Here is a 15,226-nt window from a genome sequence, read left to right as displayed (position 1 = left end):
GTGCGCCCGCTATAGGGCAAGGCTCCCCATGCTGCAAGGCACTGCAATCTCGCGCAAGGGTCTTGCAGCCGCATCTGCAGACCGCCATATCTTTTAAGGCAATGTTTTCAGCGCCAGAGGACCTGAGATGACCACATTCGACGACCGCGAGAACGCATTCGAGGCAAAATACGCCCATGATGCGGAGATGCAGTTCAAAGCCGATGCCCGGCGCAACAAGCTGCTCGGCCTCTGGGCGGCGGAGCTTCTGGGCAAGACCGGCGAGGACGCCACCGCCTATGCCCGCGAAGTGATCAAGTCGGATTTCGAGGAAGCCGGCCATGAGGACGTGTTCCGCAAGGTATCCGGCGATCTCGGCAGCAAGGCCGATGAGGCCACCATCCGCGCCAAGATGGCGGAATTGCTGGTCGAAGCACAGAACCAGGTGATGAACGAAGCCTGATGCGGTCCCGGGGCGACATCGCCCCTGACCCTTGAACCGGGATCTGACGAACGGCCCGCCGCCGCGCGGGTCGGGCCGGTGCAGATCGCGCAGAGCTTAACCGGATCCTAAACCCTCTCCTGCTAGCCCTTCGGGTCTGGAGGCGAGGGAAAAACATGTCCAGACAACCTGTATCGGGGGTGCGGCGGTGGGTGCCGGGCCCAACGCTCAGACACGGCCTGCCTGTCCTTCTGGGCGGGATATGCCTCTACATGGTGTGGGTGCGCTGTGCAGCCGTATCGCTCGCCGATCTGCGCATCGCGATTGCGGATTTGCCGGGCATGGCCTGGGCCACAGCCCTGCTGGCCACGCTGGGCAGTTTCTGGGCCGTGGGGCGCTATGACGTGGTGTTGCACCGGCATCTGCGCACCGGTCAGGACCCGCAGGAAGCCGCCCATGCCGGGCGCGCGGCCGTCGCCATCGGGCAGACCATCGGATTTGGCCTGATCACCGGGGCGCTTGTGCGGTGGAAATGGTTCGAGCCGCGCTTGTCCCTGCTGCGCGCGGGGCAGTTGACGCTGACCGTGACGGTGCTGTTTCTGGCCTGTTGGGGGATCGTCACCCTCTGCGCGCTGGCCATCTCCCCCGTTTTGCCCGGTGCGCCCGGCCTCTGGGGCACTGCTGCCGCATTGGCGCTGATCTCGCTGCTGGGGGTCAGCCTGTTTCAGCCCGGGATCCGCCGGCTTCCCCTGCGCTGGCCATCGATCCGGGCCATGCTGCGGCTGCTGAGCCTGACGGCGGTGGATACGTTGCTCGCGGCGGTCGCACTCTGGGTGCTTCTGCCCGAGGGGGCGGGGATCGGCTTTGTGGCCCTCCTGCCGGTCTATCTGCTGGCGCTCGGCGCGGCACTTCTGTCCGGCACACCCGGCGGGGTCGGACCCTTCGAGGTGACGCTGCTTGCGCTGCTGCCCGCCTCGGCGGAGGTCGATCTGCTCGCCGCCTGCATCGCGTTTCGCCTCGTGTACTACGCCCTTCCCGCCAGTCTCGCCGGGGTGGCGCTGATCTGGCGCCATGCCACGCCGCTGGCCCCCGAGCGGTTCCAGTTCGGCCCCTGCCCCGGACAGCATGCAGCCGCGCAGATCCCCCATGCGGAGGTCCAACTGCACTCGCAGATTGACAAGACCCTGCTCTGGGTCCCCGAGGCCCAAACGGGCTGGATGGTGGCACCGACGCCGCAAGCGCTCGTCGCACTGTTCGATCCGCTCTGCGCCCGGGCCCGTCCCGAGGACGCCCTTGACGCGCTGGAGGCTGAGGCCCACCGCGATGGCACGGTGCCGGTCCTCTATAAATGCGACGGTCGGCTGGCCAGCGCGGCCCGGGCCCGGGGATACACCGTGCGTGCCTTGGCGGAGGACGCGGTGATCGACCCGGCGCGGTTCGACCTGAACGCGCGCGCATGTCGGCAATTGCGGCGCAAACTGCGCAAGGTCGCGCAGTCGGATCTCGTCTTCGCCGAATTGCAAGGCGCGCCCCCCTATGGGGAAATGGCTGCGCTTTCAGCGGATTGGGCCGCGCGCAATGGCGGTGAACGGGGCTTTTCCATGAGCCGCTTCGAGGACGCGCCGCTCTCGGCGCAGCGGATCTTCATCGCGCGCCGGGCGGGCACCCTTCTGGCCTTTGTCACCTTCAACACGACGCGCAGGGGCTGGGCGCTCGATCTGGTGCGCTCGGCCGCCGAGGTACCGGACGGAACCACCCATCGTCTCGTGCTGGCCGCCATCGAGACGGCGCGCGCGGAAGGCTGCGAGCGGTTCTCGCTGGCCGCGGTCCCGCTCAATGCCCCCCCCAAGGCCCCGACGGAGCTGCTGGCGCGGTGGGCTAGCGGCCTTCTCAAACGCGCCAATGCGCCCGGTCTGCGCCAGTTCAAATCCGCCTTCGCCCCCCGCTGGGAGACCCGCTATGTAGCCGCCCCCAGTGTCGCGGGACTGACACTGGCGATGTTCGATGTGGTTCGGCGGATCCAACCCGGTGCGGCGGTCCGCTGCGCCCGGGATGCCGCCGCTCCCGATGTCCCGGCCCCGGTGGGACTTGCGCGGAATTGAACACCATTATGAGAATTATGAAATTGCTTCATAACAAGGGACATGCGAGACACCGGCGTCCCGGGGGCGCCCCCGGTTGCCATCCTCCTCGTTCTGCCTGAAAGGCCCTGTGCCCATGACCACCGATCCGCTGTCCCGATTGATTGCCGAGCGCGGGGTGCTCCTGACCGATGGCGCGACGGGCACGACCCTGTTCAACATGGGCCTGTCCTCTGGCGACGCGCCCGAGCTGTGGAATGTGGACGCGCCCGACAAGATCACCGCGCTCTATCAGGGGGCCGTGGATTCAGGCAGCGATCTGTTTCTCACCAACAGCTTTGGCGGCAATGCCGCGCGGCTGAAACTCCATGACGCCCAGGGCCGGGTGGCCGAGCTGAACCGGCGGGCCGCCGAGATCGCGCGCGCCGTGGCCGACAAGGCGGATCGAGAGGTGCTGGTCGCAGGCTCCATGGGCCCCACCGGCGAGATCATGGCGCCCATGGGCCCGCTCACCCATGAGCTTGCGGTCGAGATGTTCCATGAGCAGGCCGAGGGGCTGAAGGCCGGTGGCGCGGATATCCTCTGGGTTGAGACGATCTCGGCCCCCGAGGAATACAAGGCCGCCTCCGAAGCCGCCCTTCTGGCGGGCATGCCCTGGTGCGGCACCATGAGCTTCGACACGGCGGGCCGGACCATGATGGGCACGACCTCGGCGGCGATGGCCAAGATGGTCGAGACCCTGGATCACCCGCCCGTGGCCTACGGCGCCAATTGCGGCGTGGGGGCGTCGGATCTGCTGCGCACGGTGCTGGGGTTCAGCGCCGCGGGCAGCGAACGCCCCCTGATCGCCAAGGGCAATGCGGGCATTCCGAAATATGTCGATGGCCATATCCACTATGACGGCACGCCGGAGCTAATGGGCGAATACGCCAAGCTCGCGCGCGCCTCGGGGGCGACGGTCATCGGCGGCTGCTGTGGCACGACCTTCGAGCATCTGCGCCATATGCGTGCCGCGCTCGACGAGAGCGGCCCCAACCTGCCGCGCCCCTCGCTCGACGAGATCGCAGAGACCCTGGGCGGTTTCTCCTCGGCGGTGGACGGCACCGAGGAAGGCGCCCCCAAACGCCCCGAGCGGGCCCGCCGCCGGCGTCGCGCCTGATCACCTTGCCTTGATTGCGTCGTTGCGTGCGCGCGCGATGTCGCAATTCAAATAGCCTGCCCCGCCGGATCGGGACAGGATTTCTCATCACTTTCTGGCCACCGAGGATCCCATGGCAGACGAAGACGACGACATCATCCTCTCCGAGCTCAACGACGAAGACCTCGTGCTCCAGATGTTTGACGACCTCTATGATGGCCTCAAGGAGGAGATCGAAGAGGGCGTGAACATCCTGCTGGAGCGGGGTTGGGAACCTTACCGCGTGCTGACCGAGGCGCTCGTGGCGGGTATGACCATCGTGGGCAACGATTTCCGCGATGGGATCCTTTTCGTGCCCGAGGTTCTTCTGGCGGCCAATGCCATGAAGGGCGGGATGTCCATCCTCAAACCGCTTCTGGCCGAGACCGGCGCGCCGCGCATGGGCAAGATGGTGATCGGCACGGTGAAGGGCGATATCCACGATATCGGCAAGAACCTCGTGTCGATGATGATGGAAGGGGCCGGTTTCGAAGTGGTCGATCTGGGCATCAACAACCCAGTCGAGAACTATCTCGAGGCGGCCGAGCGCGAGGAGGCCGATATCGTCGGCATGTCCGCCCTGCTCACAACCACCATGCCCTATATGAAGGTCGTGATCGACGCGATGGTCGAGAAGGGCATCCGCGACGAGTATATCGTGCTGGTCGGCGGCGCGCCCCTGAACGAAGAGTTCGGCAAGGCGATCGGCGCGGATGCCTATTGCCGGGATGCCGCCGTCGCCGTGGAAACCGCCAAGGAGTTCATCGCGCGCAAGCATAACCAGCTTGCGGCGAGCTGAGCCCTTCTTTCCGGGCCGCGCCATCGCCATATCAAAGGGGACAGAACGGACAGGAGGTCCCAATGCCCCTTGATAAATTCGTGCTCCTCATCGTGGTGGTCATGGCCGCAGCAGGGGCCACGATCTTTGTGGCCAGTCTCGGGCTTGCGACGGTCGCAGCCCCCGGGCTCGGTCTCGCCAGCCTTATCCCCATCGGCCTGATCGCATTCGTGATCTGGCGGGTGATCGCCCAGCGGCTCGGCAATGCGGAGGATGACAAATATGATCACCTCGAAAAGTGAGATCCTCGTGGTCACCACCGATGGCCTGCCCGGACGCGAGATCGAGGCCGCCCTGGGTCTCGTGCGCGGCTCCACCGTGCGGGCCAAACATATCGGGTCGGACATCGTGGCGGGCCTGCGCAATCTCGTGGGCGGCGAGGTCAAGGAATATGCGAGCCTTCTGGCGGGTGCTCGCGAGCAGGCCTATGACCGGATGATCGAACAGGCCTATGAGCTGGGCGCCGATGCCATCGTCGCCACCCGGATGGAAACCTCGACCATCCAGCAGGCCGCCTCCGAGGTGGTGTTCTACGGCACGGCGGTGCGCCTGAAATGATCCCCGATGACGCGACCCTGACCGAACACGGGATCGCGCCTGCGGGCCCGGGTCAGGTGTTGCTCATCGCCTGTGGCGCGCTGGCCCATGAGATCCTCGCGCTCAAGCGCGCCAATGGCTGGGATCACATGACGCTGAGCTGCCTGCCCGCCAAGCTTCACCTCCATCCCGAGCGGATCCCCGACGCGGTGGAGGATGCGGTCACCGCAGCCCGGGGCGCCTATGACCGGATCTTCGTGGTCTATGCCGATTGCGGCACGGGCGGGCTTTTGCAGGCGCGCTGCGCGCAGCTCGGGGTCGAGATGGTCGCGGGCCCCCATTGCTACAGCTTCTTTGAGGGCAATGACCGCTTCGCCGCTCTGACGGATCAGGACTTCACCGCCTTCTTCCTCACCGATTTCCTCGTGCGCCAGTTCGATGCGTTTGTCTGGCGTCCCATGGGGCTCGACCGCCACCCGGAACTGCGCGACATGTATTTCGGGAACTACACCAAGCTGGTCTATCAGGCCCAGACCGAGGACCCGGCCCTGACCGCCAAGGCCCGCGCCTGCGCAGCGCGGCTCGACCTGCCCTTCGAGCGGCGCTTCACCGGCTATGGCGATCTCGCGCCCGCACTGGCCCGTGCCTGAGCGCAACCGCACTTAAGTCCGGAAATATCCCCGCCGGAGGCCCAGACTCCCGCCGATCCGCAGGATCAGGCGGCTTGCGCCTCGGCGGCCAGCTTGCGGATCCGCTCGACCATGGCGCGCACCCCGTTGGAGCGCTGCGCCGAAAGGTGATCATGCAGGCCCAGCCGGGCCAGCTCGGCCGGCGCGTCCACCGCCAGCACCTCGCCCACGGGCAACCCGGAATACAGCGCATGGAGCACCGCGATCAGACCCCGCACGATCATCGCGTCGCTCTCGCCCTGAAAGTCGAACACGGCGCCGGACCCGGCCCCCTCGATCTGCGGCAGGAGCCAGACCTGGCTGGCGCAGCCATCCACCTTGGTCGCCGGCACCCGAAACGCCTCATCCAGCGGCGGCATCGCCTTGCCCATGTCGATCACGTGGCGATAGCGATCTTCCCAATCTTCGAGAAACTCGAAGGTTTCGGCGATGTCTTCAAAAGCTTCGGTGGCCATGGAATCCTCGTCAGTCGCGTGTGGTCTTCACCTAGGAGCCCGCGCTCAGCCCGTCCAGCGAAAATGCCCCGGTTCCGGCAGGGGGACAGGGTTTTCAACGCGCTGTCGATCCGATAGGCAGAGAGGATCGGATCAAGGGAAGGACACTCCACGTGCGGTCGATTGTTTTGTTGGGGGGCATGGCGCTTGCGCTGTCCGGGTGTGCCGAGCTGTTTTCCAACGAGCCCGAGATCGAGCGACTGGAGCCCGCGCCCGAAGTCTTTGTCGTCGACCAGCGCCAATCCGTGCGCACCGTGACCTCGGTGCGCCGCGACCGCCTGCCCGGCGGGATCGTGGTGACGGCGGTGGGACGGCCGGATGTGCAGGGCTACTGGGATGCCGAGCTTGTGCCCCTGACCGAGGATGGCCCGGTCGATGGCGAGCTGAGCTTCGAATTCCGCGTGGCCGAGCCGGTCCTGCCGAGCCCGCCCGGCACCGAGCGCTCGCGCGAGATCGTGGCCGCGCGCTTCATCAGCGACATCCAGCTGCAGGGTGTAAACCGGGTCGTGGTGAACGCCAATTCGAACTCGCGCAGCGTCCGCCCCTGAGCCAGCCCCGCGCAGGCGCCGTCCGCCCCTGAGACCCGCCGCGCCGGATCACCGCGATCCCCTCTGAAACGCAAAACGCCCCGGTTCGACCGGGGCGCTGCAGAATCGTCTTTCGGTCGACGCTCAGAGGCGCGACGCGACGTTTTCCCAGTTCACCAGGCTGTCGAGGAAGTTCGACAGGTAGGCCGGACGCTTGTTGCGAAAGTCGATATAGTAGGAATGCTCCCACACATCGCAGCCCAGCAGCGCAGTCTGACCAAAGCAGAGCGGGTTCACGCCATTCTCGGTCTTGGTCACGGCAAGCGAGCCGTCGGCATTCTTCACGAGCCAAGCCCAGCCGGAACCGAACTGGCCAGCACCCGCGGCGGAGAACTGCGACTTGAACTCATCGACCGAGCCAAAGCTCTCGGTGATCGCCTTTTCCAGCTCGCCGGGCATGCCCGCATCGCCCGGGCCCATCATTTCCCAGAACTGGTTGTGGTTCCACAACTGGCTGATGTTGTTGAAGATCCCGTTCTGCGCCACGGCGTCCTTGGCATAGGTGCCGGTGATGATCTCTTCGAGGGTCTTGCCCTCCCACTCGGTGCCGGCGATCAGCTTGTTGCCGTTATCCACATAGGCCTTGTGGTGCAGGTCATGGTGGTATTCGAGCGTCTCAGCGGACATGCCTTTGGACGCGAGCGCGTCATGAGCATAGGGAAGATCGGGAAGTTCAAAAGCCATGGCGGCCCCTCTCGCACGTTGGGTCAGTGTAGGAGGTATAAGAGGCCTTCGCTCCGCAAGGTCAAGGGCTCGAAGCGGATCGAGGGGGGATTTACGCCCCCCGCCCCGTCCCGTCTCTGCCCCTGTCCGGGCTGCCTCGCGCGGTTACTCCGCAAAGAGCCGCAGCGCCCCTCCCGGTGCGGCCGAGACCGCCAGCAGATCCTCGACATATTGCGCAACCGAGCGAAAGCAGATCAGCCGCACCCGGTCCGGAGCCGGCATCCAGAGGGCCGTGGCCACCTGGGCGAGCCGTGTGCGGCGCATCTCGCCTATCCCGAACCGCTCGGGCGCCATGGGGGCCGGGGTGAGCTTGGCCAGGCATTCGCGCGCCCCGGGCCCCGAGACCTCGTAGACCCGGCGCGCATCCGAGACATCGACACAGGTGGCAAAGGCATCCCCGAAGCCCTCCGTCAGCGCCGCGACCTGCGCCCGCACCTCAGCGCGCGGACAAAAGAGCATCGCCTCATCCGGCGACATCCAGGCAAGGGCGTGCTCGGCGGCCTCAATGATGTGGCGCGGTGCCGGGGTGGCGAGCCCAAGGGCGTGCTCGAAGACGGCGGTGGTCTCCGCCGCGCCCAGATCCGCGCGGATGGTGATCATCCCCAGCCCGGCGACCTCGGCGATCTGCGGTGCGTATGGCTCAGACATTCTGCTTTTCCCCCGCCTTGTCATAAAAGACCGGATCGACGATCCGCGCCTTGACCTGCCCCTGCCCAAGCAGCCCGACCTCGACAATCTCGCCAATCCGGTCCGGCCCGTGCAGGACCAGCCCCATGGCGATGCCCCGTTTCAGGGTGGGCGAGCGATAGGTCGAGGTGATCCGCCCGATCGTCACCCGCTGGCCATTGGCGTTGTCCCCCTCGCCCAGCACATAGGCCCCGTCCGGCAGCACCGAGGCATCGAGCGTCTCGAGCCCCACAAGCTTCCACCGGTTCGGATCGGCCATGTGACTGCGGCTCTGGGCGCGCTTGCCGAGGAAGTCGTCTTTCTTTTTCGAGATCGCCCAGCCGAGGCCCAGATCCTGCGGGATCACGGTGCCATCGGTCTCGTCCCCGATCATGATGAAGCCCTTCTCGGCGCGCAGCACATGCAGCGCCTCGGTCCCATAGGGTGTCATGCCCACGGGCGCGCCGATGTCGAGGATCTTGTCCCAGAGCGTCCGGCCCTGATCGGCGGGCACGGCAATTTCGTAGCTGAGCTCACCCGAGAAGCTGATCCGGTAGACCCGCACCGGATGCCCGGCCAGGGTGCCATCGGCCCAACCCATGAAGGGCAGCGTCTCGGCCGAGACATCCATGCCGCCGAGCGCCGTCAGGACTTGCCGTGCCTGCGGACCGACCACGGCGATCTGGGCGAATTGCTCGGTCAGGTTGACCACATGGACCTTGAGGTCCCACCACTCGGTCTGCAGCCATTCCTCCATGTGCTGGTGGATATGATCGGCCCCCCCCGTGGTGGTGTGGCAGAAGAAGCTTTGGTCATCGATCCGGGCCACGACGCCGTCATCCATCAGGAAGCCATTGTCGTTGCACATCAGCCCGTAGCGGCAGCGCCCGGGTTTCAGGCTGCTCATCATATTGGTGTAGAGCCGGTCGAGAAAGACCCCGGCATCGGGCCCGCGCACCAGCAGCTTGCCCAGGGTCGAGGCGTCGAGCAGCCCGACCCCGTTGCGCGTGGCCAGCACCTCGCGGGCGACGGCGTCTTGCGTGGTTTCGTCGGGCTGGAGATAGCAATAGGGCCGCCGCCACTGGCCCACAGGCTCCCAGTCCGCGCCGTTGGCATCATGCCAGGCATGCATGGGAGTGCGGCGCAGGGGCTGGAACAGCTCGGCCCGCGCCTCGCCCGCGATCGCCCCCATGGAGATCGGCGTATAGGGCGGGCGGAAGGTGGTGGTGCCGACTTGCGGGATCTCGGCATCGAGCGCCCCGGCGAGCACGGCGAGGCCGTTGATATTGCTGAGCTTGCCCTGATCCGTGGCCATGCCGAGCGTGGTGTAGCGTTTCGTGTGTTCAACGCTTTCGAAACCTTCGCGGGCGGCGAGTTGCACATCCGAGACCTTCACGTCGTTCTGGTAGTCGAGCCACATCTTGCCGCGTTTCTCGATGCTCGCCCCTTGGGGCATGAGCCAGACCGGGGCGATGGCCTGTTCCTGCGGGGCGCTGACCTCGGGCACCGGGTGCGGGCGCGCGGAGGACATGTCCTCCGCGCCGACGCGCCGGGCGGCCAGAGCGCCGGCCTCGGTGGCGTCGGTCAGAACGGCGGCCAGATGGCTGATGCACGACGCCGCCCCTGCTGGGAGCACGAAAGGCAGGCCATCGGCGCCCGTGGGTGCCTTGGCCGGGTCGGGTTTGAAGCAGAGCCGCTCCGTGTCCCAGGTGAACTTGCCGCCGCAATGGGACCAGAGATGCACCACCGGCGACCAGCCACCGGACATGGCCACGCAGTCGCAGGGGATGGTGTCGAGCGCTGCGCCCTCGCCCGCCTGCGAGCAGGTCGTCACCCCGGTGACCCGGGCCTTTCCTAGCGTCGCGGCGATCCCTGTCCCGCAATGGATCGCAACGCCGCGGGCGCGCACAGCCTCCGGCAAGGGGCCCGTCGCGGTCTCGCGCGCGTCGAGCACAGCCGGCACCGAGAGCCCGGCATCGAGCAGGGTCAGCGCCGTGCGATACGCGTCATCATTATTCGTAACGATCACCGTGCGGTCCCCGGGGCTCACCCCCTGATTGACGGCGTAGTCGCGCACAGCCGAGGCCAGCATGACACCGGGCAAGTCATTGCCTGCAAAGGACAAGGGCCGCTCGATCGCACCGGTTGCGGTGATGATCTGCCGCGCCCGGATCCGCCAGAGCCGGTGGCGCGGGGCCTCCGGATCCGGGGCGTGATCGGTGATCCGCTCATAGGCCAGCACGTAGCCGTGATCGTAGACCCCGGCCCCCATGCAGCGATTGCGCAGGGTGACATTCGGGGCCTGGCGCAGGGTCTCCAGCGCCTTGGCGACCCAGGCCTCGGGCGTCTCGCCCGCCAGCGTTCCGCCATCCACGGGCGCGCGCCCGCCCCAATGCGCGTTCTGTTCAATCAGCGTCACCTGCGCCCCGGTTGCCGCGGCACTGAGCCCGGCCTGCAGGCCCGCGACCCCGCCGCCAATGATCAGGATATCCGTGTGCCAGTAGAGATGTTCATAGCGATCCGCGTCGCGCTCTGTCGGGGCGGGACCGAGGCCTGCGGACTTGCGGATCACCGGTTCGAAAAGGTGTTTCCACAGGGGCCGCGGATGGATGAAGGTCTTGTAGTAGAACCCCGCGGGCAGGTAGCGCGACAGCTTGCTGTTGATCGCGCCCACATCGAATTCGAGGCTGGGCCAATGGTTCTGGCTGCGGGCCTCCAGCCCGGCGAAGAGCTCGGTCGTGGTCGCGCGCTGATTGGGCTCGAGCGCAGCGCCTTTTCCCAATGTCATCAGGGCGTTGGGCTCTTCAGCGCCGGAGGCGACGACGCCGCGGGGGCGGTGGTATTTGAACGAGCGCCCCATGAGCATCTGGCCCGCCCCAAGCAGGGCGGAGGCCAGCGTGTCACCGGCATAGCCGCGCAGGCGCTTGCCGTTGAAGGAAAATTCCAGCGGGGTGCTGCGGTCGATCAGGCGACCGCCCTTGGCGAGACGGGTGCTCATATTGCGGATCCTGCGCCGGTTGGGAGGGGCGGGTTTTGAGTATTTTTGGAACAATGAAGACGGGGATTGGTCACGAATTCGGGCTCCAGTCGGGGCGGCGGGCGCGGATGGCGTCGAGGATTTCCTGAGGCGGTTCAGCGACTTGCGCGGAATAGGTGCCGAACACCTCGAGGGTTACGGTGCAGCGGGCCGCGTGGAACCACTTGCCGCAGCCATAGGCGTGGCGCCAGCGTTCGAAATGCACGCCCTTGGGGTTCTTGCGGTGAAAGAGATAGGCCTCCACCGCGGCGTCATCGGCCTCGGGTCCGGCGCGGGAGATATGCGCCTGCCCGCCCGGGGAAAGCTCGGTTTCCTCGACAGTCAGGCCGCAATTGGGGCAGGTCAGAAGGAGCATGGAACCTCCGGAAAACGGGTTGGACAGGGCGTCGGCACAGTGTCGGCCCCCTGTCGGACAAGTGTCGGGCAAGTGTCGGGCACCGGCGCGCGCTGGGGTAAGATTTTGTTCACGGGCGGCGGCGGGCTCAGGCGGGGCACGACGCGTCCTTTCGGGCGGAAGGCGGCAGGGCGAGGCAGGCGGCAAGGCGGCCCGGATGGCGCGCCGGCCTGGGCCCGTTCGGGTCGCAGACACAGGGCGCTGCCCCCTCGGCGCGGCTGTCCTGCCAGATCCGCGCGCCGGTAGCGCGGATGCGGGATGCCATGGCGTCGAGCTCCTCGGCGGCACTGCAGAAGGCGAGATGGGTCGCGGCGCGGCGCGGCCGCAGGATCGCGGGAGCGGCGGAGCCAGCGCGTGCCTGCGCTGAAACAGGCCCCGCGCGGCCAGCGACGATCCCGCTGCAGGCCCAGTCCATCGCGGTAAAGCGTGACCGCGTCGTCGCGCCCTGCCTTGGCCAGCGTCACATGTCTCACCCCCCGAAGGCTCATGACATCGCCTCGATCGCCAGATCGCCAAAGCCCCATTGCAGGGTCGCCACGGACAGGAGCGCGGTGTTGCCGGAATTGATCGCCTCGGCCTTGCGGCGCAGCCGGGTGAAGGCGGATTCTTCATCGAGAAAATCGAGCGTGTAGCCCTCATTCGGCAGGTCTTCGGGTTTGGTGCCCGAGGCGATGGCCTCGAAGCGCAACCCGTATTCATGGAGCATGGCCTCGACCGCGCGCTGGCGGGTCAGCTCGATCTGGGTCAGGCGGTCAGTGAAAAAGAGGATGGCGGCGGCAACGCCGAGGGCGCCGAAGCGCTGGAAGATCTCGGGGTGACCGGAGGCGAGACTGATCGTCGTGCCGAGGATGTAGAGCGCGAGGCCGATCACGGCGACGGCACGTGGCAGACGCGTGCACAAATGGGCGATCATGGCCGCCCCCCTGCCCGCTGGCGGGGTCTGGCGGCGAGCGGCGCACCCCCGAAGGGATGCGCCGCCTGTGATGGTGCGTGTGACGGTCGGTTACTGCGGTGCGACGGGCGATTGTCCCGGCATGTCGGGCGCAATCGGGGTATCCGGTACAGCGGCGGGCGCAGGCGTGCCATCGGGTCCGATGGCCGGGCCCGGCTCGCTGCCTGCGAAGAAGAGGATGCTGAAGATGAGCAGCAAGACAATGCCCAGCACCCAGAAGATGGCCTTGCTGCCGCCGCCGGGCGCGCGCCCGACCGCATGACGTGCAGATGTGGTTCGGTTTTCGTAGTCTGACATGAACTGTCCTCCACTATGAGGGGACAGATCTGGGGGACCCGGCGCGCCCAGACAACCGAGGTGGCAAAGGCCGCCCGGTTTGAGCCAATGCTCGCGGAACGGGCGGATCGGGATCGGCCATGCTTCGCCAATGGCGCCACATTCGCGGGCACCGCCGGGATGTTTCGCGCAAGTCGGCGGCGCGATCCTTGGCCCGCAGCGCGTCGTGCTGTGCCAGACGGGCCACAACACGACGCTGGCTGGTCAGCCTGCGCCCGCCGCAAAGGGCGCGGGATCAGAGGCCGGGCCGCGATCACGATGCCTCTGCGCCCAGCAGCGCCAGCGCTTTGCCATACTTGATCTTGAGGCGTGCCTGCATGTCGGGCGGGAGCTTTTCCATCCGGGATGGCGCGGAGTTGTCGGTGATATCCGCGATCTTCACCCGACGCGCCAAGGGGTTCTTAGCGACCCGGGCAATGTAATCCTCGAGCGGTTCATTGGCGCGCTTTGTCAGGGCCATGACGGCGTCGGCAATCTCGGGCGGGAAGTCGGACCGGATGTCTGCCTCGGTCAGGTCCGTATCCTCCACCGTATCATGGAGAAGCGCCACGGCGCGGGCCGCGTCACCTTCAACCATTGCCGCGACCCGCACCAGATGGGTGGCGTAGACCTCGCCGGATTTGTCCACATGGCCCTCATGGGCGCGAAAGGCGGTTGCGAAGGCTTTGCCGAGAAGATCGCTCATCAATGTGCCACCCCTGCCGCGACGCTCTCGTCGATGAAGCGGCCCTCGGCGAAGCGGTTGAGGCCGAACTCGGCGGCGAGCGGGCCGGGCTCTCCGTGCGCGATCATTTCGGCGGTGGCCCAGCCGGAGCCGGGGATGGCCTTGAACCCGCCAGTGCCCCAGCCGCAATTGATGAAGCAGCCGTCGAGCGGGGTTTTCGAGATGATCGGGGAACGGTCGCCGGTCATGTCCACGATCCCGCCCCATTGGCGCAGCATTTTCAGCCGCGAGAGCATGGGGAAGGTTTCGATCAGGGCGCGGACGGTTTCCTCGATATGCTGGAAGGAGCCGCGCTGGGTGTAGTTGTTATACCCGTCCGCGCCGCCACCGATCACCATCTCGCCCTTGTCGGACTGGCTCATATAGCCGTGGACGGTGTTGGCCATGACGACCACATCCATGCAGGGTTTGATCGGCTCGGAGACGAGCGCCTGCAGGGCGACGGATTCCACCGGCAGGCGGAAGCCGCCCATCTCGGCCAGCACGCCGGAATGGCCCGCCACGACGATGCCGAGCTTGGAACAGCCGATCTCGCCGCGCGAGGTCTCGACCCCGGTGACCCGCCCGCCCTCGGAGCGGATGGCGGTGACCTCGGTCTGTTGCAGGATGTGCATGCCCATATCCGAGCAGGCCCGGGCATAGCCCCAGGCCACCGCGTCATGGCGCGCCGTGCCGCCGCGCGGCTGCCAGAGGGCCCCCAGCACCGGGTAGCGCGGGCCGGTGATGTCGATGATCGGGCAGAGCTTTTTCACCCGCTCGGGGCCGACGAATTCGGTGGCGACCCCTTGCAGTTCGTTGGCCTGAGCGGTGCGCAGGTAGCCGCGGACCTCGTGATGGGTCTGGGCGAGCATGAGCACGCCGCGGGGGCTGAACATGACGTTGTAGTTGAGGTCCTGGGAGAGGGTCTCGTAAAGGCTGCGGGCCTTTTCGTAGATCGCGGCCGAGGGGTCCTGCAGGTAGTTCGAGCGGATGATGGTGGTGTTGCGGCCCGTGTTGCCGCCGCCGAGCCAGCCCTTCTCGATCACGGCCACATTGGTGATGCCGTGGTTCTTACCCAGATGGTAGGCGGTGGCGAGGCCGTGCCCCCCTGCCCCGACGATCACCACGTCATAGCGGGCGCGCGGCTCGGGAGAGGCCCAGGCGCGCTCCCACCCCTGGTGGTACCGGGCGGCTTCGCGGGCGATGGCAAAGGCGGAATAGCGTTTCATGCGGGCTCCTTGGTCGTGCCATTAGTGGCAAGTGTTGCCCGGTTTGCCAAAACCAAATCCGCCGTATTGCGTCGGTTTGCGACATCGCTGCGGGTCCGGTCGGGATTGGGGTCGCGCTGCGGGGTGTTGGGCGGAGGTCGCGGGACCGACCGGTTGGCGGCAAACCGGCTCGCCTGTGCCCCGGATGACGGAGCGAGGCCCCGATGTGGAAGCGCTTTTCTCTTTGTCTCTGGCGGAGATGGCGCTGGCCGCCGATTTTATCCTCGCCGCGGGGACCACCGCGCCGGGATCTATGAGGGTCCTGAACAGGGGCGTCTCGAGGTCGCGTCGGCGCAAAGCTCGACGCAGGAGCGTCCCCAGTG

At 66.8% G+C, this 15,226-nt stretch carries 17 protein-coding genes; 8 read left to right on the top strand and 9 right to left on the bottom strand.

The window, feature by feature from the left end; translation table 11 throughout:
* Nucleotides 1-127: 127 nt before the first annotated feature.
* The 7 genes from ACP15I_RS06515 (at nt 128) to ACP15I_RS06485 (ending at nt 5,704) form a co-directional block, all read left to right on the top strand.
* Nucleotides 128-442: a DUF1476 domain-containing protein gene (locus tag ACP15I_RS06515; protein ID WP_424967897.1), complete on the top strand. Its 315-nt coding sequence runs from the start codon at nt 128-130 to the stop codon at nt 440-442.
* A 251-nt stretch (nt 443-693) separates the two neighbouring features.
* The gene (locus ACP15I_RS06510; RefSeq protein WP_424974431.1) at nt 694-2,523 is read left to right on the top strand and encodes a phosphatidylglycerol lysyltransferase domain-containing protein; all 1,830 of its coding nucleotides are present in this window, start codon (nt 694-696) and stop codon (nt 2,521-2,523) included.
* Between the two features lie 115 nt (nt 2,524-2,638).
* Nucleotides 2,639-3,661, top strand: a complete 1,023-nt coding sequence (bmt, locus tag ACP15I_RS06505) for a betaine--homocysteine S-methyltransferase (RefSeq protein ID WP_424974430.1) — start codon at nt 2,639-2,641, stop codon at nt 3,659-3,661.
* Between the two features lie 112 nt (nt 3,662-3,773).
* Nucleotides 3,774-4,478 (top strand): corrinoid protein, encoded by a 705-nt coding sequence (locus tag ACP15I_RS06500; protein WP_424967894.1) that lies wholly within the window; start codon nt 3,774-3,776, stop codon nt 4,476-4,478.
* Between the two features lie 62 nt (nt 4,479-4,540).
* The gene (locus ACP15I_RS06495; protein WP_424967893.1) at nt 4,541-4,759 is read left to right on the top strand and encodes a hypothetical protein; all 219 of its coding nucleotides are present in this window, start codon (nt 4,541-4,543) and stop codon (nt 4,757-4,759) included.
* Nucleotides 4,740-5,075, top strand: coding sequence for a YbjQ family protein (locus tag ACP15I_RS06490; RefSeq protein ID WP_424967892.1), 336 nt, complete (start codon nt 4,740-4,742; stop codon nt 5,073-5,075). Before ACP15I_RS06495 ends, ACP15I_RS06490 begins: the two co-directional genes overlap by 20 nt.
* Nucleotides 5,072-5,704: a DUF1638 domain-containing protein gene (locus tag ACP15I_RS06485; RefSeq protein WP_424967891.1), complete on the top strand. Its 633-nt coding sequence runs from the start codon at nt 5,072-5,074 to the stop codon at nt 5,702-5,704. Before ACP15I_RS06490 ends, ACP15I_RS06485 begins: the two co-directional genes overlap by 4 nt.
* A gap of 65 nt (nt 5,705-5,769) precedes the next feature.
* On the opposite strand, the gene ACP15I_RS06480 is transcribed toward ACP15I_RS06485, so the two are convergent.
* Complete coding sequence (locus ACP15I_RS06480) at nt 5,770-6,198, bottom strand: SufE family protein (RefSeq protein ID WP_424967890.1); 429 nt, start codon at nt 6,196-6,198, stop codon at nt 5,770-5,772.
* Nucleotides 6,199-6,350: 152 nt separating this feature from the next.
* On the opposite strand from ACP15I_RS06480, the gene ACP15I_RS06475 reads away from it, so the two are divergent.
* Nucleotides 6,351-6,785 (top strand): hypothetical protein, encoded by a 435-nt coding sequence (locus tag ACP15I_RS06475; protein ID WP_424974429.1) that lies wholly within the window; start codon nt 6,351-6,353, stop codon nt 6,783-6,785.
* A 123-nt stretch (nt 6,786-6,908) separates the two neighbouring features.
* Here ACP15I_RS06475 and ACP15I_RS06470 read toward each other — a convergent pair whose 3' ends face one another.
* The 8 genes from ACP15I_RS06470 to ACP15I_RS06435 form a co-directional block, all read right to left on the bottom strand.
* A complete protein-coding gene (locus tag ACP15I_RS06470) occupies nt 6,909-7,508 on the bottom strand; it encodes a superoxide dismutase (RefSeq protein ID WP_424967888.1) in 600 nt (199 codons plus the stop codon).
* A gap of 144 nt (nt 7,509-7,652) precedes the next feature.
* On the bottom strand, nt 7,653-8,195 hold the full coding sequence (locus tag ACP15I_RS06465) for a sarcosine oxidase subunit gamma (protein WP_424974428.1): 543 nt from the start codon (nt 8,193-8,195) through the stop codon (nt 7,653-7,655).
* A complete protein-coding gene (locus ACP15I_RS06460) occupies nt 8,188-11,211 on the bottom strand; it encodes a sarcosine oxidase subunit alpha family protein (RefSeq protein ID WP_424974427.1) in 3,024 nt (1,007 codons plus the stop codon). The genes ACP15I_RS06465 and ACP15I_RS06460 overlap by 8 nt, the downstream gene beginning before the upstream one ends.
* Before the next feature lie 70 nt (nt 11,212-11,281).
* The gene (locus ACP15I_RS06455) at nt 11,282-11,605 is read right to left on the bottom strand and encodes a sarcosine oxidase subunit delta (RefSeq protein WP_424974426.1); all 324 of its coding nucleotides are present in this window, start codon (nt 11,603-11,605) and stop codon (nt 11,282-11,284) included.
* Between the two features lie 523 nt (nt 11,606-12,128).
* Nucleotides 12,129-12,557, bottom strand: a complete 429-nt coding sequence (locus ACP15I_RS06450; protein ID WP_424974425.1) for a hypothetical protein — start codon at nt 12,555-12,557, stop codon at nt 12,129-12,131.
* A 90-nt stretch (nt 12,558-12,647) separates the two neighbouring features.
* The gene (locus ACP15I_RS06445; protein WP_424974424.1) at nt 12,648-12,893 is read right to left on the bottom strand and encodes a hypothetical protein; all 246 of its coding nucleotides are present in this window, start codon (nt 12,891-12,893) and stop codon (nt 12,648-12,650) included.
* A 292-nt stretch (nt 12,894-13,185) separates the two neighbouring features.
* A complete protein-coding gene (locus ACP15I_RS06440; RefSeq protein ID WP_424974423.1) occupies nt 13,186-13,617 on the bottom strand; it encodes an HD domain-containing protein in 432 nt (143 codons plus the stop codon).
* Nucleotides 13,617-14,864 (bottom strand): sarcosine oxidase subunit beta family protein, encoded by a 1,248-nt coding sequence (locus tag ACP15I_RS06435; RefSeq protein ID WP_424974422.1) that lies wholly within the window; start codon nt 14,862-14,864, stop codon nt 13,617-13,619. Before ACP15I_RS06435 ends, ACP15I_RS06440 begins: the two co-directional genes overlap by 1 nt.
* Nucleotides 14,865-15,226 lie beyond the last annotated feature (362 nt).

Source organism: Dinoroseobacter sp. S124A, from assembly GCF_049801015.1.
In the GTDB taxonomy this organism is placed as follows: Bacteria; Pseudomonadota; Alphaproteobacteria; order Rhodobacterales; family Rhodobacteraceae; genus Dinoroseobacter.
The sequence above is the reverse complement of the archived record's forward strand: the minus strand, read 5'-3'. Positions and strand labels throughout refer to the sequence as shown.

Bases quoted from the DNA above. Each gene is read 5' to 3' on its own strand.
- ACP15I_RS06465 (WP_424974428.1), bottom strand. From the start codon at position 8,195: ATGTCTGAGCCATACGCACCGCAGATCGCCGAGGTCGCCGGGCTGGGG.
- ACP15I_RS06460 (WP_424974427.1), bottom strand. From the start codon at position 11,211: ATGAGCACCCGTCTCGCCAAGGGCGGTCGCCTGATCGACCGCAGCACC.
- ACP15I_RS06480 (WP_424967890.1), bottom strand. From the start codon at position 6,198: ATGGCCACCGAAGCTTTTGAAGACATCGCCGAAACCTTCGAGTTTCTC.
- ACP15I_RS06510 (WP_424974431.1), top strand. From the start codon at position 694: ATGGTGTGGGTGCGCTGTGCAGCCGTATCGCTCGCCGATCTGCGCATC.
- ACP15I_RS06515 (WP_424967897.1), top strand. From the start codon at position 128: ATGACCACATTCGACGACCGCGAGAACGCATTCGAGGCAAAATACGCC.
- ACP15I_RS06440 (WP_424974423.1), bottom strand. From the start codon at position 13,617: ATGAGCGATCTTCTCGGCAAAGCCTTCGCAACCGCCTTTCGCGCCCAT.
- ACP15I_RS06500 (WP_424967894.1), top strand. From the start codon at position 3,774: ATGGCAGACGAAGACGACGACATCATCCTCTCCGAGCTCAACGACGAA.
- ACP15I_RS06470 (WP_424967888.1), bottom strand. From the start codon at position 7,508: ATGGCTTTTGAACTTCCCGATCTTCCCTATGCTCATGACGCGCTCGCG.
- ACP15I_RS06490 (WP_424967892.1), top strand. From the start codon at position 4,740: ATGATCACCTCGAAAAGTGAGATCCTCGTGGTCACCACCGATGGCCTG.
- ACP15I_RS06445 (WP_424974424.1), bottom strand. From the start codon at position 12,893: ATGTCAGACTACGAAAACCGAACCACATCTGCACGTCATGCGGTCGGG.
- ACP15I_RS06495 (WP_424967893.1), top strand. From the start codon at position 4,541: ATGCCCCTTGATAAATTCGTGCTCCTCATCGTGGTGGTCATGGCCGCA.
- bmt (WP_424974430.1), top strand. From the start codon at position 2,639: ATGACCACCGATCCGCTGTCCCGATTGATTGCCGAGCGCGGGGTGCTC.
- ACP15I_RS06435 (WP_424974422.1), bottom strand. From the start codon at position 14,864: ATGAAACGCTATTCCGCCTTTGCCATCGCCCGCGAAGCCGCCCGGTAC.
- ACP15I_RS06455 (WP_424974426.1), bottom strand. From the start codon at position 11,605: ATGCTCCTTCTGACCTGCCCCAATTGCGGCCTGACTGTCGAGGAAACC.
- ACP15I_RS06450 (WP_424974425.1), bottom strand. From the start codon at position 12,557: ATGATCGCCCATTTGTGCACGCGTCTGCCACGTGCCGTCGCCGTGATC.
- ACP15I_RS06485 (WP_424967891.1), top strand. From the start codon at position 5,072: ATGATCCCCGATGACGCGACCCTGACCGAACACGGGATCGCGCCTGCG.